Source organism: Actinosynnema sp. ALI-1.44, from assembly GCF_001984155.1.
GTDB lineage: Bacteria > Actinomycetota > Actinomycetes > Mycobacteriales > Pseudonocardiaceae > Kibdelosporangium.
In genome coordinates this window covers 318,052-337,925 of sequence record NZ_MTQO01000043.1, presented here as the reverse complement: position 1 = coordinate 337,925, position 19,874 = coordinate 318,052, and the positions used below count along the sequence as shown (strand labels likewise).

The window sequence follows — 19,874 nt, the reverse complement described above, 5'->3', positions numbered from 1 at the left end:
GCACTGTTTCGAACGAGCTACGCCCAACCGTCCGGCAATTCGGCGAAGGCCGCCGGACCGTCGGTGTTCCGCGCGGTTTTCGTGTCTTTGCTGATACTCGGAGGAAGATTGTGACCAACCGAATCGGGTCCGCCCGCGTCGCCCTCACCGCTGTCACCACCGCCGCGCTCGCGGCGTCCGCCATGCTGGTCGGTGCGGGCACCAGCGCCGCCGGGGAGCGGTCCGAGGTGGCGCTGAACTACACCTGCTCGTTCCCGCTGATCGGCGGGCAGCCGATCCAGATCACGATCGGGATCGACTTCCCGCCGAGCGTCCCCGTCGGCACCCCGGTCGACGCGCTGCCGATCAACACCGTGTCCAAGGTCGGCAAGAACGCCACCGGCGGCCTGAACCTGGTCGGCGCCAAGACACTCGAGGGCACCGCGCTGGCGCAGGCGAACATCGCCGCACCGGAAGCCCAACTGCCGCTGGAGGTCCCGGCGACCCTCGAGAAGACCCCGATCCCGGCCAGCGGCGAGTTCAGCGTGACCGCGACCGGCGAGACCCCGTCGATCACGTTCTCGCAGCCGGGCAGCGCGAAGATCACGGTCGGCGACGTCAAGCTGCACCTGGTGCCGCGCAAGGCCGACGGCAGCCTGACCGCGCTCAAGGAGTTCGACTCGGCCTGCAAGCAGAACCCCGGCCAGAACAACGAGCTGGCGACCATCGAGATCACCCCGGCGGGCGAAGCCGTCCGTCACTGAGATTCGCCCAGCACAAAGCACCGTGTGGCCGGTCCCCCGCGGCCGGCCACACGGCCTTGTGCCGCGACGCGGTCAACGAGACGCCTCAACGGGGCAGGGGCAGATCGCGGTTGGCCAGTGCCTTGAACAGCAGACCCGGCCGCTGCGGTTTCCCGGTCAGCCGGACCGTCCGCGGCTGACCGTCGACGACCTCGGCGGCGGCGTTCGGCAGCAGGTCCTGCCACGGCTGGCCGGTGATCGACTTGCCCGTGCCCACCTTGTCCGCGATCTGTTCGCGCACGTCTTCGGCCTTGCCCTCGGCCGGGAGCACGCACAGTGCCTCGGTCCCGTCGGCCAGCACGCCGATCGCGGCGGGCATCGGGTCGCGTTCCGATCGGACGATCGTCGCCGCGACCACGTCCTTGAGACACCCGGCCAGCGCCTGCACGTCCTTGTCCTTCGCGAGCGTGTCCTGTCCGGGATCGGTCACCGTGGCCAGACTGGCCGCTGAACCGGCGTACGCGAACGACCCGGTGGCCACATGGAGTTTGGTGAAACCGGTGGGAGGCGCGGCTTCCCGGAGTGGTCCGTCCAGTTGGACCTTGTTGTCCTCACCGACTGTCCACACCGCCGCGCCGTCCTTGTCCTCGCGCCGGATCTTCGCGTCGGCGAGCGCCTGGTTGACCGCTGCTGTGTCGTAGTCACCCCACAGAATGCCCGCCGCGTCCGGCGGCTGGCCCACGGTCAACGCCGCGGTGAACTTCCCCGGGTCCAGTTTGAGCCGGTCGGCCAACCGCGCCGAGTACGGGGCGATGGTCGCGTACCCCGCGTGTAACTGGGTTTTCGTCTCCCCTGGCTTGCCGTACTCGATGTACGCGCGGGTCTCGGCGGTCGCCTTGACCTTGCCGAGCGCGTCCAGCAGACTCCTCGTTTCGCTGACCGGAACCGGAGTCGAACCCGGGGACGAGCTCGGTTCGCCCGAGCAGGCGGCGAGGCTCAGCGGCAGGGCAAGCACGGTGACAACGGTCTTCCAGCGCGTGATCATCGGGCGAATGGTAGGGCCGGTGGTCCCCGGCAGCCAACCCGATGGGAGTCTCAGGACGGTCTCAGACGACCGGGACGTCCACAGCCGGAACGCCCGCGCAGCCGCTGATCGACGCCGCGGCGGCCGTCAACCGCCGCACCGCGTCCACTAACTGCTCGGACGGCAGACCGAACGGCAACCGGATCCAGCGCTCCAAACCGCCGTGCACACCGAACCGCGAACCGGGCGCCAGCTGCACACCGTGGTTCGCGGCGGACACCGCCAGCCGCGTGCTCATCGGCTCAGGAAGCTTGCACCACAACGAAAGCCCGCCCGACGGGACCTCGTACGTCCAACTGGGGCAGTGCGCCCGCAGCGCGCCGACGAGTGCGTCCCGCTGGCCGCGGAAGTCGTGCCGCCGCCTGGCCAGCGCCTCGTACCCGTCGGGTGCCATCATGGCCGCCAGGACGAGCTGGTCGAACACCGGCGGGCCGAGGTCGATGGCGTACCGCGACGACAGCAGCCGGTCAAGCAGTTCGGTCGAACCGCGGATCCACCCCAGCCGCAGGCCACCCCAGTACGTCTTCGCCGCGGAGCCCACGGTCAGCGTCAGGTCACCGGCGAAGGCCGCGAACGGCGGCGGCCCGTCCAGCGGGTCGCCGGCGTAGTCGAGTTCCACAAGGGACTCGTCGACGACCACCGGGGTGTGGCTGCGGGTGAGGATCCCGGCGACGCGTTCCCGTCCGTCCGCGGCCAGCCGCAGGCCGGTCGGGTTCTGGAAGTCCACCACGAGATACCCGAACCGCGGTGCCGCCTGGCGGACCGCCGCCTCGATCCCCGCCAGGTCCCATCCACTGACCGGGTCCAGCGCGACCGGCACCGGCTGGGCGTGCGCGGCACGCAGCGCGTCGAGCGCATTGGGGTACGTCGGCTGCTCGACCAGCACGCGGTCTCCCGGCCCGGCGAGCATCCGCAGGCACAGCACGAAAGCCGAGTACGCGCCGTTGACGACGATCACCTGGTCCGGCGTCGTGGGCAGGCCACGCGCGGTGTAGCGCTCGGCGAGCCGTTCCCGCAGCACCGGCAGGCCGCCGAGGATGTAACCGTTGCCGCCCAGGTACGCCGACAGGTCCTGGCGGGCCGCGTCCACCGCGGTCATCATCCCCGGCAGCGCCAGCGGTGCGGCCTTCGCCAGGTCGATCAGAGCCTTCCCACCGGTGAGCTCGGGTTCGGCGCGCCGGGTGCCCGTGCCCGCGATCCACGATCCCGCGCCCTGGCGGCTGGCCACGACACCGTCCTCGCGCAGACGGTCGAGTGCCGCGCCGATCAACGTGCGGCTGACGCCCAGTTCGGTGGCCAGTTCGCGTTCGGCGGGCAGCCGGGTCCCGATCGGCAGCTGGCCGTCGAGCACGTGCAGTTCGACGGCCGCGGCGAGGTCGGCCGCGCCCTGCCGTGAGCCGTGGCGCCGCCACTCGCCCAGCAACATGGCCAATCGCGCGGCGGACACCCGGCTACCCAGCGGTATGGTCGTGGTCACAAGGCCAATTATCCTGCATTGGCTCTGGATCACCAGTCCACTCTGACCCAGACTGCCCTGGTGGCATCAGTCGATCTCAGTCCGGTCAGCATCCGCCGGGCTCCCGTGCGCCGGTCCGGCCAACTGCTGGCGGGCCTTGTCCTCTACGGCGTGAGCATGGCCATGCTGTCGCGCTCCCACATGGGCCTGTTCCCGTGGGACGTGCTGACCGACGGGCTCAACAAACGCACGGGGCTGTCCTTCGGTGTGATCACGGCGATCGTGGCGGTGTTCGTCATGCTGCTGTGGATCCCGCTGCGGCAACGCCCGGGGATCGGCACCATCGCCAACATCGTCGTGATCTCGATCGCCGTCGACGTCGTCCGGGCCCTCCTGCCCGACCAGAGCCTGCTCGTGTGGCAGATCGTGCTGCTGGTCGGCGGGATCACGCTGAACGCCGTCGCGACGGCCGTCTACGTCGGCGCCCGCCTCGGACCCGGCCCGCGCGACGGGCTGATGACCGGGCTGGCCGCCCGCACCGGCTGGTCGATCCGCCTGGTGCGCACCGGGATCGAGATCGTCGTGCTCGGTGCGGGCTGGCTGCTCGGCGGCACGGTCGGTATCGGCACCGTGCTGTACGCGCTCGCCGTCGGACCACTCACCCAACTGCTGTTGCCGCTGGTGGCGTGGCGGTCCGCCGACGTGCCCCGAACGCGTGCCCTAGAGGCGCAGAGCTAACACAGGGCCTTGTCCATCGCCTTGTCGATGCGCTTGGCGGCTGCTTCCGGGTAGCCGTAGACGCCCGGCAGCACCACCACTGGAGGTAGGTTGTGCCCATTCGGGGGCTGCTCGGCCTGGGAGTGGAAGATGAGAGCACGGTTACTCGCCGCACTGGTGTCTGTCGTGGGGCTGCTCGGCGTGTCGTCGTGCGGCGGGCCACCGGCCGTCCCGACGAAGGTCACCCTGGGGTTCACCGCGTGGCCGGGCTGGATGCCGTGGCAGGTCGCCGCCGAGAAGGGGTTCTTCGCGGTGAACGGGGTGGACGTCGATCTGAAGTTCTTCGACAGCTACACCGACAGCCTCACCGCGCTGACCACGGGCGCGATCGACGCCAACAGCCAGACGCTCAACGACACGCTCGCCTCGGTCAGCGGCGGCGCCCAGCAGACCACCGTGCTCGTCAACGACGTCTCGACGGGCAACGACCAGATCATCGCGCGGCACGGGATCACCAGCGTGCGTGACCTCAAGGGCAAGACGGTGGCCGTCGAGAAGGGCACGGTCGACCACTACCTGCTCCTGCTGGCGCTCCACCGGGCCAAGCTGCACGAAGGCGACATCCAGGTCGTGTCGACCATGACCCACTCCGCCGCGGCGGTGTTCGCCGCGGGCCAGGTCGACGCGGTCGGCGCGTGGGCGCCGTACACCACGACCGCGCTGGCACGGCCCGGCAGCACCCGGCTGACCAGCTCGGCGGAGTTCCCCAGCTCGATCCCGGACACCCTGGTGGTCCGCTCCCAGCTGGCCCGGCTGCGACCGGACCTGGTGCAGCGCATCGTGAACACGTGGTTCGAGACACTGGGCTGGATCGCGCGGAACCCGGACGAGGCGACCGCGATCATGGCTCGGCGCGCGGGCGTCAGCCCGCAGACCTACCGCGCCTACCAGCCGGGCACCACGTTCCTGACCAAGCAGCAGAACAAGGAGGCGTTCGGCAGCCTGCGACTGCACCGTGAGGCGACCCAGGTCGCCGACTTCATGCAGCGGACCGGTTTGACCGAACGGCAACCGTCGCTGGACGGCGTCTTCGACGCGAGTTTCGTCAACGCACCCTAGGTCGCGACGGTCGCGTTCGGACAGATGTCGCCGCGGAACAGGCCGGTCGGGTCCACCTGCTGCCTGATCCGGTCGACCGCGACGACCTGTTCGGCGTCCAGGTGTCCCTGCGGCTGCAGGTGGCTGCCGACGAAACTGGGAACCGTGCGGCCGGTGTCCCACGGCGCCAGCTCGGCCCTGATCCTCTCGGCACGCCGCCTGCCCGCCTCGGTCGTCGCCGGATCCGCCGCCGACCCCACACACTGGTACAGCAACGGCTCGGCGACGTGGTCGAGCACCCCGCCCTCCGGGTGCGGGCGGCCGATCGCGCCGCCGAGCTGACGCAACTCCGCCGACAGCAACGGCGACCCTGAGCCCGCCGCGGCGACGAAGGTGTCCGCGTCGACGTCGTTCAACAGCATGTGGTCGCCGAACGACTTGACCGGGTTCGGCGGGTCCATGTGCGTGGCCAGGACCGCCTCCGGGCCCGCCGCGTGCCACGTGTCGTGCACCGGCTCGCCGAGCGGTCCGAGCAGGCTGTCACGGATGGACCGCGACTCGGCCGTGTCGCCGATGATCGCCCCGTCGACGCAGACCACCTGGCCGGACGTGATCGGCTCCGGCTTGCCGGGCCCGGGGGCGATGTTCATCAGCCGCAACGACGTGGTCACGGTGTCGGGCGCGTCCTTGGCCCAGTCACGCCACAGCTTCACGATCCGGCCGGCCTCGGCCACCGGCCAGAACGACGCGCCGGTGATCACCGACGACACCGGGAACAGGTCGATCTCCACCGCCGTCACGACGCCGAACCCACCACCGCCGCCCCGCAGCGCCCAGAACAGCTCGCCGTCCGCCGTCCGCGGTTCACCGTCGGCGGTGACCAGGTCGATCGAGCGGATCGAGTTCGGCGCGAGCCCGAACATGCGGCTGTAGAAGCTCAGGCCACCCCGCAGCATGTACCCGACGACACCGACAGTCGCCGCCGTACCGTGCACAGCGACCAGTCCATGCGGACTCGTCGCGGCCACGACCTCGCCCCACGACGATCCCGCCGGGATACGCGCGGTCCTCGCGTCGACGTCGACCCGCACGCCGCCCTCGATGTCGGTCTGGATCACCAACGCGTCGTGCATCGGCCCGTAGGTCGCCGACGCGTGCCCGGTGGTGTACGTCCTGACCCGCAGTCCCTTCGACACGGCACGCCTGATCGCGGCCTGGACGTCGGCGACCGTGTGCGCGACCACTCCTTCGGCCGGGTCGACCGGTGCCGCCATGTTGAAGGTCTTCATCGCTTCCCCTCGACCGCTCTGATCGCCATGCCTGACCGCCGTGACCGTCGGGATTCTGCCTGAATCCGACCCGGAACTCACCCCGCTTGGGTCAGATTTCCACTCCTGTTCCCAGTGTCCACGCGGCCCGGACGACGGCGGCGGCCGACCATGCCTGTGGGACGCACGCGGAGGGATACGCCAGCGGCGCACCATCCAACACCACGTACAGCTCGGGCGTGTGGCCGTCGAACCGCTCGCTGGCCCGGACGATACCGCGTGCCATCCGGGCCGCCAGGTCGTGGTGGCCTTCCGCGGTCAGCCCGGTCATCACGATCGCGGTGTCGTGCGGCCAGATCGATCCGCGGTGGTAGCTGAACGGGTTGTACGTCGGGCTGTCCGCGCTCAGCGTGCGCAGGCCGTAGGGGGTGAGCATGTCCGAGCCGCCCAGGCGTGCGGCGACGAGCGCCGCTTCCGCCGCGTCCAGCAGGCCGGTGCCGAGCAGGTGGCCCATGTTCGACGTGGCGCCGTCGACCGGGGTCTTCGTGCCGTCCAGTGCGATCGCCGGGTAGCGGCCGGAGGCGTCCTCGGTCCAGAAGGCCGCACGGAACCGCTCCTTCAGCCGCGCCGCCCATTCTGTCCACAGTGGAGCATTCGGCAGGTCGAAGGCCGGTGCCAGGCCGGCGGCGGCGATCGCGGCGGCGTAGGCGTAGCCCTGGGCCTCGCACAACGCCAGCGGCGCCGCCGGGTGACGGCCGTCGTGGTGCAGGAACGCGTCGTGGGAGTCTTTCCAGCCCTGATGGGTCAGGCCACCGGACGCCGACGGCACGTACTCGATCAGGCCGTCGCCGTCGGGATCGGCGTCCGGGCCGGTCAACCAGCCCATCGCGGCCACGAGGTTCGGCATCAGCGCACGGACCTCGTCGGCGGGCATGCCCGCGCGCCATGCGTCGTGCACCAGACAGATCCACAGCGGGGTCGCGTCTATCGTGCCGTAGTAGCGGGAGCTCAGCCGGACCTGACCGGTGTCGATGGCGCCGGTGCGCAGCTCGTGCGGGATCTTGCCGGGCTGCTGCTCGGAATCCCGGTCGTACCGGGTTCCCTGGCGACGGGCCAGCGCACGCAGCGTGCCCGCCGCGAGGTCCGTGCCCAGCGGGAGCAGCAGCCGCGCGGCCCAGATCGAGTCACGGCCGAACAACGTGAGGTACCAGGGGCTTCCGGCCGCCGCGTACGAGTCCGCCGGGTCCTGCGGGTCCGCGAGCAGCAGGGCGCGCAGATCCGCCAGGTTCGTCCCGGCCATTCCGCCGGGCTCGGTGTTCCACCGCGGGCGGACCTGGACCGGGAGCTGAGCGAAGTCCGCTGGTTCGGGCGCCGCGTGCGCGGTCAGCGCCAGCCGCCATGTCTGGCGCGCCGCCAACTCCACGTGCCACGTCAACCGCGCCACACTGTTGTCGATCGCCACCGCCCCAACAGGTTCCGCGCGTAACGTCACGTTGTCGCGCCAACGCAGGACATCCCCGTCGGCTGTCGGCGCGACCAACTCGGTCTCGCGGCCCGCCTTCACGGCGTCCACCCCGGCGAAGTCCGTGGCCAGGAGCATCGTGACGGTCAGCGCCCGGCTGTCGCCGCCGAAGTTGGTGATCTCCAGCCGCTCCACGAGATCCGACTCGGCCAGCACGCGGTCGCGTCGCACGTGGACGGTCGAATCCCGCCACTGCCCGGCGGATCCCCGCGCCACGGCGTCGAAGGTGACGCGCGACGGGTGGTCCTGACGGCGTCCGACCGTGACCAGGGGCATGTCGTCGATCGTCAGTTGGACGACCGAAAGCGCACGCTTGTCCCGGATGAACCACCCGCACGACCCCCCGGGCAGATCACAGGGCAGATCACCACCCTGGTCCGACAGCACCAAGGACGGTGCTGCCAGAACGGTGACGAGTGTGTGCTGGGATGCGCTCGGTCCGGTCACAGTTCCTCCCCGCGGGCACAGCGGTCTTGACATCGGCAAGTGGCGTGAGCAACAGTTACCGCTCAATTTTGACCGGTCAAAACGCGGAACGCGGAACAGCTCGACGAGCGTCGGGAGTGGACGGTGACGGAACACGGGCAAGCGGTGACACTCCGCCAGGTCGCGGTGCGGGCCGGGGTGTCACGACAAACCGTCTCCAACGTCATCAACGCGCCGGACCGCGTCGAGGAAGCGACCCTGCGCAAGGTCCAGGCCGCGATCGAAGCACTGGGCTACCAGCCCAACCGCACGGCGCGCAGCCTCGCCACCCGCCAGGCCGGGCTGATCGGCCACTGCCTGGCCCGCCACCCCGGCCGCAGCCTGTTCATGGATCCGTTCCTGCACGCGCTCACCGAAGCCGTCGAGCGCACCGGACGGCGGATGCTGGTGTTCACCGCGCCGGACGGCGCCGGGGGTCTAGCCACGTACGCGGATCTGGTCGCGCAGCGCGCCGTCGACGCCTTCATCCTGTCCGACACCGTCGGCGACGACCCGCGGCACACGTGGCTGGCAGGCCGCGGCATCCCGTTCGCCTCCTTCGGCCGCACCTGGCCCGCGCACGGCGAGCAGCCCGGTCCGTGGGTCGATGTGGACGGCGCGGGCGCATGTGCGGAGATGGTCGGCAGGTTGCACTCGGCCGGGCACGACCAGATCGCCTTCGTCGGCTGGTGCGACCCGGTCCCGATGGGCGCGGCGCACGACCGTCGCCGGGGCTGGCAGGAGGAATGCCGACGCCTGGGTCTCTCGGAGCAGTCCGCTTGTGCCGATTCCGACAGCATGCAGGCAGCCGCACGAGCCACAGCCGTCCTGTTGGACGACGCGAATCCGCCGACGGCGATCGTCGCGGCGAGCGACCTGCTCGCGGTCGGGGTGCTGACCGAGGTCCGGCGCCGGAAGCTGCGCCCCGGGCACGACGTCTGGGTGACCGGCTTCGACGACTCGGTGCTGGCCAGTTCGGTGGACGGCGGACTGACCACGGTCAGCCAGCCGACCGCCGAGATCACCTCGGCCCTGGTCCGGCTGCTGGACGCCGGGGCAGGGCACTCCGGCGGCGTCCTGCTGCGCGGGCGGATCGTGGCACGGGGCAGTGCGCCCATTGATTGAGCGGCATCAACGGTGATGGGAGAAGCTGATGGCACAGAGGACCACGCTGCGCTTGACGGCGCTGGCGAGCGCGGTGTTACTGGTCACCGCGTGCGGTAGCGGAGGCTCGGGCGGGTCCGGCGGAACGACCGGTGGGGGCGGCGGCGCCGCGCCCGCGCTCGAGGGACGCGGCGAGATCACCCTGGCCACCGGCAAGGACACGTCCAACAACATGCAGAAGCTGTCCGACGAGTGGAACGCCGCGCACCCCAACGAGAAGGTCCGGTTGGTCGAGCTGCCCGACTCGGCCGACGGCCAGCGCCAGCAGATGATCCAGAACGCGCAGGTGAAGTCCGACGCCTACACCGTGCTGAACATGGACGTGGTGTGGACCGCGGAGTTCGCGGCCAACCGGTGGGTGGTCGAGCTCCCGCGTGACCAGTTCGACCTGAACAACTTCCTCAAACCGGCCGTGGCGACCGCGGAGTACCGCGACAAGCTCTACGCCGTGCCGGTCTACTCCGACGGCGGGCTGCTGTACTACCGCAAGGACCTGTTGGAGAAGGCAGGCGTCCAGCCGCCGAAGACGTGGGATGAGCTGACCTCCGCGTGCCAGAAGGTCAAGGCGTTGCCCGAGGCGGCGAGCATCGGCTGCTACGGCGGGCAGTTCGACAAGTACGAGGGCCTGACGGTCAACTTCGACGAGTCGGTCAACTCGGCAGGCGGATCGATCGTCGACGGCTCCGGCAAGCCCACTGTGGACACACCACAGGCCAAGGCCGGCCTGGACAAGCTGGTCAACGGGTTCGCCAGCGGCCAGATCCCGCAGAAGGCCATCACCTTCAAGGAGGAGGACGGCCGCCGGGCGTTCCAGGCAGGTGAGCTGCTGTTCATGCGCCAGTGGCCCTACCAGTGGGCACTGGCCAGCAAGACCGACGGCTCGTCGCAGGTCGCGGGCAAGTTCGACGTGGCTCCCCTGCCCGGCAACGGTTCCGGACCGGGCGTGTCCAGCCTCGGCGGGCACAACTTCGCGATCTCCGCGTTCGCCAAGAACAAGGCGACCGCGCTCGACTTCATCAAGTTCTTCACCTCCGAAGCGGCCGAGCGCTCGAACCTGCTGGCCACCTCGCAGGCACCGACCCGCACGAACCTCTACGACGACGCCGAACTGAACAAGCAGTTCCCGTACCTCAAGACGCTCAAGGAGTCGATCCTCAGCGCCAAGCCGCGCCCGAAGGCCGTCCGCTACGGCGACGTCACCAGCGCGATCCAGGAGGCCGCCTACGCGGCGCTGACCAAGAACAAGGACAGCGCCACGGCGCTGAAGGAACTGCAAGCGAAGCTCCAGGATCTGCTCAAGTGACCACGCCTGCCCGGCGCGGCGGCAGAGCGGCGGGTGAGGCCGGACGGCTCGCCGCACTCCTGCTGTCGCCCACTTTCATCGTGCTCGGCCTGGTCGTCGGCTACCCGCTGGTCGCCGCGCTGCGGGAATCGCTGTACCGGAGCGGGCAGACGGTCGACGCGGACGGATTCGTCGTGCAGGGCGACCAGTTCGTCGGAGTGGACAACTACACGGGGATGTTCAGCGGGCCCGCCGCCGCCCGGTTCTGGAACGCGTTCGGCAACACCACGTTCTTCACCGTGACCACCGTGGCCGCCGAAGTCGTCATCGGGGTCGCGATGGCGCTCGTGATGCACCAGGCGCTGCGCTGGCGCGGCCTGGTCCGGGCGAGCATCCTGGTGCCGTGGGCGATCCCGACGGCCGTGTCGGCGATCCTCTGGCAGTGGATCTTCCAGGCCGACGGCGTGGCGAACGCGTTGATCGGCAACCAGATCCTGTGGACGACCGAAGGCTGGCACGCCAAGTTCGCGGTGATGATCGCGGACGTCTGGAAGACCGCGCCGTTCGTCGGGTTGCTCGTGCTCGCCGGTCTGCAGGTGATCCCCCGTGACGTCTACGAGGCCGCCAGGGTGGACGGCGCCAGCCCGGCGCGGCAGTTCTGGTCGATCACGCTTCCCCTCGTCCGGCCGGTGCTCGTGGTCGCGGTGCTGTTCCGGGTGCTGGACTCGCTGCGGATGTTCGACCTGCCGTTCGTGTTGATCGGCAACCGCAAGGAATCCGTCGAGACGCTGACGATGCTGGCGTGGGACGAGGCGAGCAACCTCCGGTTCGGGCCGGCCGCGGCCTACGCCACGATCCTGTTCGTGTACATCGCCGTCGTGGCGTTCGTGTTCGTGAAGCTGTTGGGCGCGGACGTGATCGGCGAGGCGCGTGACCGCGGCAGGCAGGCGCGGGAACGCAGACCCAAGCCGCTGCCCCAGGCCGAGGTGGTGCCCGCATGAACAGCCGTGTCGTGCTGCGCTACGCCGGTCTGGCCGCGATCCTGGTGTACTGCCTCGCGCCGTTCTACTGGATGCTGGCGTCGGCGTTCCGCAGGCCGTCCGACCAGTTCTCGCTCTCGCCGATCCCGAACCCGGTCTCGGCGACCAACTTCACCGCGGTGTTCGGCACGGATGTCGGGTTCGGTCGTGCGCTGCTCAACAGCCTGGTGGTGGCTGGGATCGCCACGGTGTTGACGTTGCTGATCGGCCTGTCGGCGGCGTACGCCATGGCCCGGCTGCGGTTCCGGTTCAAGAACGCGGTCGCCGCGCTGATCATCGCGACGTCCATGTTCCCCGGCATCTCGCTGGTCGTGCCGTTGCTGAAGCTGTTCACCGACATCGACTGGATCAACACCTACCAGGCGATGATCGTGCCGAGCATGTCGTTCGCCCTGCCCCTCGCGGTGTGGAACCTCAACGCGTTCTTCCGGCAGATGCCGGGCGAGCTCGAAGAGGCCGCGATGATCGACGGGTGCACGCGGTTGCAGGCGTTCCGCCGGATCATCCTGCCGCTGGCCGCTCCTGGCGTGTTCACCACGGCGATCATCACGTTCATCACCGCGTGGAACGAGTTCATCATCGCGCTGTCGATGGTCAACGACAAAACCATGCAGACCGCGACCGTGGCGATCTCGCGGTTCACCGGCGCGTACGGGTTCGACCAGCCCTTCGGCACCCAGATGGCCGCCGGAGTGATCGTCACCGTCCCGCTGGTGGTCCTGGTCCTGGTGTTCCAGCGGCGGATCATCACCGGGCTCACGGCGGGAGGCGTCAAATGAAAGCCGGTGTGGTCACGGCATTGGTGGTCGCCGCCACGCTCGTGCCGGTGCCGACCGCTGCGGCGGCGCCGTCCGGCGAGGTCTCGGAGACCACCCGGCTGGCCGACCGGCGTGCGCTGGTGTCCGGCGACCGGGCGTTCGCGATGGGCGACGAGACCGGGCTGTACCCGGCAACGGGGTGGCACATCCGCGGCGAGATGGGTGGTTTCTGGGCACCGCCGGTGAAGCTCCTCGACGGCGTGTGGTTCGCGCTGGACGGATCTTGGCTGGGCAAGGACGTTCCGGCGACCAGGTACGCCCGTGGCCAGGGATACCAACGGTTCGAGTACCGCGGCGGCGGGCTTTCGGTGGACCGCGTGGAGTTCGTGCCCGCCGGTGCTCGGGCGACCGTCATCGGGTTGACGGTCCGCTCGGATCGGAAACGGGACGCACGGCTGGCGTTGGACGCCCATTCGGAGCTGATGCCCGCCTACCCGTGGGGCTGGACGACGCCCAACGCCAGCACCAACGGCCCGGACAGCGGATCTGTCGGCGACGGGGCCCTGGTGTTCCAGGATCCCGTCGGCTCGGCGGTCGTCGGGTCCGCGTCCCAGCCGACGGGCCACGCCCTGGGACCGGGTCACCGGGGACCGCAGGACCCGGCGGTGGTGTGCCCGGCGGACGGTCCGGCACCCGCGCGGTGCGACGATTCCGCGTTCGGCAAGGGCACCGGGGGCAGGCTGGAGTACTCGCTGCGGCTGGCCGCCGGGCGTCCGGCGACGCTCTGGTTCGCTGTCGCCGGTGGCGACACGGGCGGCCAGGCGCGTGCGACCTTCGACGCGGTCATGCGCGACCCGGCAGGTGCGCTGCACCGGACGGTGTCGGCCCGGCGTTCGGCCGCTTCGTCCACTGTGGTGGATCTGCCGGGTGACCGCCTGCTGGAGCGGAGCGTCGAGTGGAGCAAGCAGAACCTCCTCGATTCCGTGCAGGAGGTCCGCAACGCCCGCATCCGTGACGTCGACGAGGGCAAGGCGTATCCCGATCCGGTCGGGACCGTGCCACGGATGCGTTGGCTGGCCGCGGGTTTCCCGGACTACCCGTGGCTGTTCGCCACGGACGGCGAGTACAGCGCGTACGCGGCGGTGGCGGCCGGGCAGTTCGACATCGTCCGCGACCACCTCCGCGCGCTGCGGGACGTCAGCGAGATGTTGAACAAGCGCAGCGGCAAGGTGGTGCACGAGGTCGTGTCCACTGGAGACGTCTACTTCGGCAACAACACAGCCGCCGGGAACACCGACGAGACCGTGAAGTTCCCCAGCGCTGTCGCCTTGGTCTGGCGTTGGACCGGCGACAACTCGTTCCGCGACGAGATGTACGACTTCGCGGTGCGCAACCTCCGATACGTCACCGGCACGCTGGACAAGGACGGGGACGGCTGGCCGGAAGGCCTGGGCAACGTCGAACGCCAGGGTATGGGTCAGGAGAAGCTGGACAGCGCGGTCTACCTGATCCGCGGCCTGCTCGACCTCGCCGATCTGGCGGCGAGCAAGCACGACGGCGCGGTCGCGCGTTGGGCCGCGGGCAAGGCCGAGGACCTGCGGCGGCGGTTCGAGGCGCAGTGGTGGGTCAAGGAAGGCGTCGGTTACGCGGACTCGATCGACGACCCGGCCAATCCCGCGAACGACAACACCCCGGTGTTCCAGCGGCACTGGACCGGCGTCACGCCGATGGAGGCAGGCCCGCTCGCGTCGGCCGAGCACGGCAAGCAAGCGCTCGTCCAGCGCGAACGGGACTGCTACACCGGCGAGTTCGGGACGTTCCACACCGGGACCGGCCCGACCAGCGCACCGGTGGGCAATCCCGGACCGTCCTGCGACCCGCTCGTGTCCACAGTGGCCAGTGAGCGGGCCACGTACTCCTTGAACACGGCCGTGATGGCGGTGGCCGAGGGCAACTACGGCCGGATGGCCGCGCAGCGGCGGTACACGACCGGCAACGCGCGGATCCAGCTCGACCCGGCCGTGTGGGAGACACCGGGCGCGATGCCCGAGGTGGCGCCGTCGCCCGACTCCAAGGCCAACATCGACCGGCCGTTCCACGACCGGTCGATGAACCTCCAAGCTTGGGGCACGTACGGCACGCTCTGGCCGGTCGTGCACCAGCAGCTCGGGGTGGCGCCGGACCTCGGTGCCGCTCGCCTCGCGGTCGTCCCGCAGCTGCCCGATGGCCAGAACTCCGTCGCCGGTCGCGACATCCGGGTCGGTCGCGGCTCGGTCGACGTCAGTGTCGACCGGGACGGGAGCGTCTACCGGACCGAGGTCACGTCGCGCTCGGTCGGCGCGGCGCTGACCGTCGGCGTCGTGCTGCCCGCTGGGGCAACGATCGCTGCCGTACGGCTCGACGGCCGTCCCGCCGCGTATCAGGTCGCCACCACGACACGCGGAGCGGAGGTGCGTGTGGCCTCGCCTGGCTCGTCCGCACGGCTGGAGGTACAGGTAGGCCGCTAGAAACCCAGGCCCAGCACGGAAATCGCCGCGGGCACGGCGAAGTTGAGGAGCAGGATCGGGATCTCCTCGGCGACGCCGTAGCCCGCGGCGATCACCCGACCACCAGGTTCGCCAGGCAGAACAGGAACCACAGCGGCAGGAACACCAGCGTCGCCGTGCCACTGGGTTTCGCCGTGAAGAGGAGTATCCCGGCGAGCGGGAACCGAGGCAGCCGCACGCGTCAGGCCCTGATGGTCATCCGGGAGACCTTGCCCCCGTCGACGGTGAACACGAAGTGGCTCGGCCCGGTGAAGCCGTTCCCGCCGACCTGCGCGGTCACCATGGTCTCGCCGTCCCTGGTGTCCACTTCGGTCACGTCGAGGCTGACCTGTTTGCCGATGAACTCGTTGTCGCTCCACTGACCGATGCGTTCCGCACCGCGGAACTCGCGGCCCCAGTCGTCGACCACCCCGTCCTTGGTGAAGCACGCGAGGAAGGCCTCAAGGTCGTTGTTGTTCGCGGCGTCGATAGCCGCCTGCACAGCTGCATCCATCGTCACGCCGACAGCATGAACCCGAGTGCGCCCGTTCGCATCCCAGTGATAGGTTCCGCCCCCGGATCGGGGGACACCAATCACACGCTCGCAGGGGGCTCACATGACTACGGAACAGCCAGGCCCGCAACTGGGTGACAGCTTCTTCCGTTTGAGCCGAGTCAGATCGTTGACCAAGCTCGCCGTGGTGGCGATCGTCGGCGTGGTCGCCGCGATGGTGGAGAACGCCTACGTGACCTACGTCGTGTTCGACCTCAAGTCGAAGTACGACGACTACACGGCAGGCAACCTGAGCTCGACGGAACTGCTCGACAGCGCGGAGTACGTCGACAGCCTGGTATGGCCCGAACTCGGCTTCCTGGCGCTCGTCGGGATCCTGTTCGTGATGTGGATGTGGCGGGCGCGGACCAACGCCGAACTGATCGGCGGGTCGGAGTCGCAGTCACTGGCTGCCGGGTGGGTGCTCGGCGGCTGGATCATCCCGATCGTCAACCTCTGGTTCCCGTACCGGGTGATGCGGGACATCTGGCGGGCAAGCTCGCCACGATCGGACACGCCCAGCGCACTGGTGCTCGCCTGGTGGCTGGCTTTCATCGGCAACTACGTCATCTCGTTCGTCGTGGCGCGATACCCCCCGCATGACCGACAGCAACGACATCGACCTGCGTTTCTCCGCCATGACGTTCGACGCCGTGTCGACCTTCGTGCTCACCATGGCCGCCGGTGTCATGGTGATCATGATCGTCCGGCGGATCACCGCATGGCAGTCCGCGGGCTGAGAACGTGGCCCCGGTTCAACCGGGGCCTTTGCCGTGCACGCGGCGGTAGCTCCAGCCCAGCAGCACGAGCAGCACGATCCCGGACAGGATCAGGCTCGACCCGGTGCTCCACCCGCCGAGCGGCAGCCCGTCGACCGTGCCCCACACGACGCCCGCGGCGATCAACGCCAACCCGGCGAGAACAGACCAGGCGATCCGCAGCGGTGTCTTCACGCTGTCCTCGGCGGCCTTCATGGCCCGGTCACGGACGGGGTCGACGTACTTCTCCAGCGCGGGGAACTCCGAGGCGAGCACCAGCAGACCGGCGAGCACCAGCAGCAACCCCGGCCCCGGCAGGACGAGCAGGGCCACGCCGACGAGCAGGAGCACCCCGCCGACCACTGTCAGCGTCACCTTTTTCACCGCTGCCACTGTCCGATTGTCCGCGCCGCGGCGCGGATCCGCATTTCAGACCGCGGCTTCGACGTACACCCAGCGGCCGTCCTCGCGGGCGAAGCCGCTGTTCTCGTGCATGACCTCGGCCCGTCCGTTCTGCCGGTAGCTCGCGTTGAACTCGACCGTGCCCGCCGTGTGGAACGGGCTGCCTCCGGTCGTGCCCAGGATCTCCAGTCCGGTCCAGCGCAGCGCCGGGTCGAAATCGACCCGCTGGGGGCGGGTCGTGGAATGCCACGTCCTGAGTAGGTAGCCCTCGTCACCGACGGCGTAGGCGCTGTAGCGCGACCGCATCAACGCTTCCGCTGTGTTCGCCGTCGCGTCTCCCCGGTGCAGGACGCCACAGCACTCGGTGTACGACTTGCCCGAATCACAAGGACAGGTTTGTTGCCTTTTCACGCCGGACACGCTAACAAGATCGCGATGACGTTTCTGGGGGGGTCGCGTTGGTTTTGGCGTCCTTCGTGGGTTCTCATGGATGACCTGTGCCGGGTGTCGGACGAACTGGGTGCCCGCGGCGGGTTCCGCAAGATCAGCTAGGCGGTGTGCTGACTGGTCCGAACGGCGGTAGCCAACCGGCGGGGCCGACGGCATCCTGAAACGTTCCGCATGGGGCGGACCCGGTGACACCGCACCGGCATCCACCAAGCGGAGGACACGTTGCCCGACGAGGACACCCGGTACCTCGCACACCTCTGTGGGCTGGCTGACAACCCGAATCTGCCGGACCACCTGTTGGACAAGCTGGTCGCGATGACCAGCGGCGAGCTCGACGCCGGAGAGGACCTGTTCGGCGCACCGAGGACCGCCCACGTCCCGGAAGCGGCGGACATACCGGCGCTGGAGACGACAGGCGAGGTGATGGCCCGCCGGACGGACCTGCCGGTGGCCGCCTACCACCAGATGGCCACGGACAGGAGGCTGTGGGTGCGCCTCTACCTGGCGAGAAACCCGGCGCTGCCGGAAAGCCTGCTGTGGACCCTCGCGGACGACCGGGCCGTCCGGCCGGAACTGGCGTGGAACCCCAACGTGCCGCTGCGACTGCTCGCGGAGATAGCGGTGACAGCCGCCATCCCGCCCGTTCTCCTGCCCCGCGTCGCATCGGCGGCGCCCGCGGAACTGCGCTGGCTCGCCACCTCGGAACACTGGCAGGTACGCGCACTGGCGGCACCGCACCCCGACCTGCCCACGCACCTGACGGACAAGCTGATCGACGACCAGGAGATCAGCGTGGTCCAAGCACTGGTGGCAGCCAAGAACCCCCGATGCTCGACAGAACTGCTGCACGAACTGGCCCAACGCTCCCCAGCCGTGTGTCCGCACATCGCCCAGCACCCGAACGCCAGCGCGGAGACACTCATGCTGTGCCTGCGTGTGCTCCCCGCCCGCCGCCACGCGGCGAAGCACCCGAATCTCCCAGCAGGAACAATCACCGACCTGCTCGACGACCCGGACCTACTCGTCGCAGAGGCAGCGGCAGCGAATCCAGCACTGCCCCGAAAGGTCATGGAACGGGTCTTGCTGGAATCCTGCTGAAGGGCCCCCAAAACCGCGAAAGGCCCCGGAGCGGCCCACCGAAAATCGCTACCCTGAACAGGTGATCGACTTCCAGAAGAACACGGTCTTCAAGCTGTCCCCGGCGAAGGTGGACAACCTGGCCCCCGAAGTAGCCCCCATCCTGATCCAGGGCGAGCAAGTCCTCCTGGCGTTCAAGGCGGTACGCGACTACGTCGTCTTCACGACGAAGCGCCTGATAGCGGTGAACGTCCAAGGAGTGACGGGCAAGAAGAAGGACTACACCTCCCTGCCGTACAGCAAGATCCAGGCCTTCTCCATCGAGACGGCCGGAACGTTCGACCTGGACGCCGAACTGGACCTGTGGTTCAGCGGCCTCGGCAGCGTCCGGCTGGAGTTCCGGGGAGGAGCCAACATCCGCCAGATCGGCCAGCTGATCGCGGCCCACGCCCTCTGAACCTCGACGGAATAGTCACCGATCCTGACTTGTTCAGGTCGGCATGGAGCTTGGCATCTACAGTTTCGGCGACCGCCACCCCGACCCGGTCACGGGCGAGCAGGTGTCCGTCGCCGACGCTCTGGCGCAGACCATCGAGCGGATCCGGCTGGCCGACGAGCTCGGTCTGTCCTTCTACGGTCTCGGTGAGCACCACCTCGACCAGTACGCCATCTCCAACCCGGGGACCGTGCTGGCCGCGGCGGCGAGCGTCACCACGAACATCACGCTGTCCAGCGCGGTGACCGTGCTCAGCACCGAGGACCCGGTCCGGGTCTACCAGCAGTTCACCACGCTCGACCAGCTCAGCCGCGGCCGTGCCGAACTGCTCGCCGGTCGTGGTTCGTTCACCGAGTCGTTCCCGCTGTTCGGTGCGCGGCTCGAGGACTACGACGAGCTGTTCGAGGAGAAGCTCGCGCTGCTGCTGCACCTGGACCGCCAGGATCCCATCACGTGGTCCGGGAAGTTCCGCGAGCCGCTGGACAACGTCCGGGTGCTGCCGCGGCCGTACTCCGACCGGCTGCGGATCTCGATCGGCACCGGCGGCAACCCGGAGTCGTCCATCCGCACCGGACTGCTCGGGCTGCCTGTGGTCTACGCGGTGATCGGCGGCCAGCCGGAGCGGTTCAAGCCGCTGGTCGACCTGTACCGCAAGGCCGGGGAGTCCGGTGGGCACGCGCCCGGGGACCTGCACGTCACCATGGGCGGGGTCGGGCTGATCGCGAAGAACTCGCAGGACGCCAAGGAGGCGTTCTTCCCGTACTGGATGGAAACCATGCGGTACGGCTCGAAGGCGCGCGGCTGGCCGTTGCCGACCCGCGCGCACTACGACGAGTACGCCAGGGACGCCAACTCGCTGTTCGTCGGCAGCCCGCAGGAGGTCGCCGAGCGGATGATCAGCGTCGGCAAGCTGGTCGGCGCCGACCGGTACGCCATGCAGATGGACTGGTCCGGCGTGCCGCACTCGGCTGTGATGAACGCCATCGAGCTGCTCGGGACCGAGGTCCTCCCGCAGGTCCGCGCCGAACTGGGCTGAG

General features: G+C 69.4%; 20 protein-coding genes and 1 pseudogene. 13 read left to right on the top strand and 8 right to left on the bottom strand.

Annotated features, from left to right (window positions below):
- The first annotated feature begins 110 nt into the window (after positions 1-110).
- Positions 111-743 (top strand): DUF6801 domain-containing protein, encoded by a 633-nt coding sequence (locus ALI144C_RS18710; RefSeq protein ID WP_237774213.1) that lies wholly within the window; start codon positions 111-113, stop codon positions 741-743.
- An 85-nt stretch (positions 744-828) separates the two neighbouring features.
- Here the strand turns inward: ALI144C_RS18710 and ALI144C_RS18705 are convergent, their stop codons facing one another.
- Positions 829-1,767, bottom strand: a complete 939-nt coding sequence (locus ALI144C_RS18705; protein ID WP_076988379.1) for a hypothetical protein — start codon at positions 1,765-1,767, stop codon at positions 829-831.
- A gap of 61 nt (positions 1,768-1,828) precedes the next feature.
- Positions 1,829-3,283: a MocR-like transcription factor YczR gene (gene yczR, locus ALI144C_RS18700; protein WP_237774212.1), complete on the bottom strand. Its 1,455-nt coding sequence runs from the start codon at positions 3,281-3,283 to the stop codon at positions 1,829-1,831.
- A 60-nt stretch (positions 3,284-3,343) separates the two neighbouring features.
- Between yczR and yczE the strand changes: the two genes are divergently transcribed.
- Positions 3,344-4,000, top strand: a complete 657-nt coding sequence (yczE, locus tag ALI144C_RS18695) for a membrane protein YczE (protein ID WP_076988378.1) — start codon at positions 3,344-3,346, stop codon at positions 3,998-4,000.
- A gap of 129 nt (positions 4,001-4,129) precedes the next feature.
- Complete coding sequence (locus ALI144C_RS18690; RefSeq protein ID WP_076988377.1) at positions 4,130-5,098, top strand: ABC transporter substrate-binding protein; 969 nt, start codon at positions 4,130-4,132, stop codon at positions 5,096-5,098.
- On the opposite strand, the gene ALI144C_RS18685 is transcribed toward ALI144C_RS18690, so the two are convergent.
- Both ALI144C_RS18685 and ALI144C_RS18680 read right to left on the bottom strand, forming a co-directional pair.
- The gene (locus ALI144C_RS18685; protein WP_076988376.1) at positions 5,095-6,366 is read right to left on the bottom strand and encodes an FAD-binding oxidoreductase; all 1,272 of its coding nucleotides are present in this window, start codon (positions 6,364-6,366) and stop codon (positions 5,095-5,097) included. The two genes, ALI144C_RS18690 and ALI144C_RS18685, sit on opposite strands and share 4 nt — an antisense overlap.
- Before the next feature lie 91 nt (positions 6,367-6,457).
- On the bottom strand, positions 6,458-8,314 hold the full coding sequence (locus ALI144C_RS18680) for an amylo-alpha-1,6-glucosidase (RefSeq protein WP_076988375.1): 1,857 nt from the start codon (positions 8,312-8,314) through the stop codon (positions 6,458-6,460).
- 123 nt (positions 8,315-8,437) lie between these two features.
- Here ALI144C_RS18680 and ALI144C_RS18675 point away from each other — a divergent pair, with 123 nt between their 5' ends.
- The 5 genes from ALI144C_RS18675 to ALI144C_RS18655 are packed head-to-tail and all read left to right on the top strand — an operon-like array spanning position 8,438 to position 15,083.
- Positions 8,438-9,457: a LacI family DNA-binding transcriptional regulator gene (locus ALI144C_RS18675; RefSeq protein ID WP_083753157.1), complete on the top strand. Its 1,020-nt coding sequence runs from the start codon at positions 8,438-8,440 to the stop codon at positions 9,455-9,457.
- 28 nt (positions 9,458-9,485) lie between these two features.
- Entirely contained in the window at positions 9,486-10,799 is a 1,314-nt protein-coding gene (locus ALI144C_RS18670; protein ID WP_076988374.1) for an ABC transporter substrate-binding protein, read from the top strand.
- Entirely contained in the window at positions 10,796-11,779 is a 984-nt protein-coding gene (locus tag ALI144C_RS18665) for a carbohydrate ABC transporter permease (protein ID WP_076988373.1), read from the top strand. Before ALI144C_RS18670 ends, ALI144C_RS18665 begins: the two co-directional genes overlap by 4 nt.
- Positions 11,776-12,597 (top strand): carbohydrate ABC transporter permease, encoded by an 822-nt coding sequence (locus ALI144C_RS18660; protein WP_076988372.1) that lies wholly within the window; start codon positions 11,776-11,778, stop codon positions 12,595-12,597. The genes ALI144C_RS18665 and ALI144C_RS18660 overlap by 4 nt, the downstream gene beginning before the upstream one ends.
- Positions 12,594-15,083: a hypothetical protein gene (locus tag ALI144C_RS18655; protein ID WP_202818988.1), complete on the top strand. Its 2,490-nt coding sequence runs from the start codon at positions 12,594-12,596 to the stop codon at positions 15,081-15,083. Before ALI144C_RS18660 ends, ALI144C_RS18655 begins: the two co-directional genes overlap by 4 nt.
- Positions 15,084-15,174: 91 nt before the next feature.
- Here ALI144C_RS18655 and ALI144C_RS58425 read toward each other — a convergent pair whose 3' ends face one another.
- Both ALI144C_RS58425 and ALI144C_RS18650 read right to left on the bottom strand, forming a co-directional pair.
- Positions 15,175-15,300 carry a hypothetical protein gene (locus ALI144C_RS58425; protein WP_269086686.1) on the bottom strand — a complete coding sequence of 42 codons (126 nt, stop codon included), beginning with the start codon at positions 15,298-15,300 and terminating at the stop codon, positions 15,175-15,177.
- Between the two features lie 3 nt (positions 15,301-15,303).
- Positions 15,304-15,615: a nuclear transport factor 2 family protein gene (locus tag ALI144C_RS18650; RefSeq protein WP_076988416.1), complete on the bottom strand. Its 312-nt coding sequence runs from the start codon at positions 15,613-15,615 to the stop codon at positions 15,304-15,306.
- A 103-nt stretch (positions 15,616-15,718) separates the two neighbouring features.
- Here ALI144C_RS18650 and ALI144C_RS59080 point away from each other — a divergent pair.
- Both ALI144C_RS59080 and ALI144C_RS55540 read left to right on the top strand, forming a co-directional pair.
- A pseudogene (locus ALI144C_RS59080) lies at positions 15,719-16,186 on the top strand (DUF4328 domain-containing protein); the annotation flags it as partial.
- A 67-nt stretch (positions 16,187-16,253) separates the two neighbouring features.
- On the top strand, positions 16,254-16,394 hold the full coding sequence (locus ALI144C_RS55540) for a hypothetical protein (RefSeq protein ID WP_168211283.1): 141 nt from the start codon (positions 16,254-16,256) through the stop codon (positions 16,392-16,394).
- Between the two features lie 15 nt (positions 16,395-16,409).
- Here the strand turns inward: ALI144C_RS55540 and ALI144C_RS18640 are convergent, their stop codons facing one another.
- Positions 16,410-16,805, bottom strand: a complete 396-nt coding sequence (locus tag ALI144C_RS18640) for a PGPGW domain-containing protein (RefSeq protein ID WP_076988371.1) — start codon at positions 16,803-16,805, stop codon at positions 16,410-16,412.
- A 36-nt stretch (positions 16,806-16,841) separates the two neighbouring features.
- Complete coding sequence (locus ALI144C_RS18635; RefSeq protein WP_237774210.1) at positions 16,842-17,225, bottom strand: YchJ family protein; 384 nt, start codon at positions 17,223-17,225, stop codon at positions 16,842-16,844.
- Positions 17,226-17,486: 261 nt separating this feature from the next.
- Here ALI144C_RS18635 and ALI144C_RS18630 point away from each other — a divergent pair, with 261 nt between their 5' ends.
- The 3 genes from ALI144C_RS18630 (at position 17,487) to ALI144C_RS18620 (ending at position 19,873) form a co-directional block, all read left to right on the top strand.
- Positions 17,487-18,362 (top strand): hypothetical protein, encoded by an 876-nt coding sequence (locus ALI144C_RS18630; protein ID WP_076988369.1) that lies wholly within the window; start codon positions 17,487-17,489, stop codon positions 18,360-18,362.
- Positions 18,363-18,423: 61 nt separating this feature from the next.
- A complete protein-coding gene (locus ALI144C_RS18625; protein ID WP_054292737.1) occupies positions 18,424-18,798 on the top strand; it encodes a PH domain-containing protein in 375 nt (124 codons plus the stop codon).
- 43 nt (positions 18,799-18,841) lie between these two features.
- Complete coding sequence (locus ALI144C_RS18620; protein WP_076988368.1) at positions 18,842-19,873, top strand: LLM class flavin-dependent oxidoreductase; 1,032 nt, start codon at positions 18,842-18,844, stop codon at positions 19,871-19,873.
- Position 19,874: the final 1 nt, after the last annotated feature.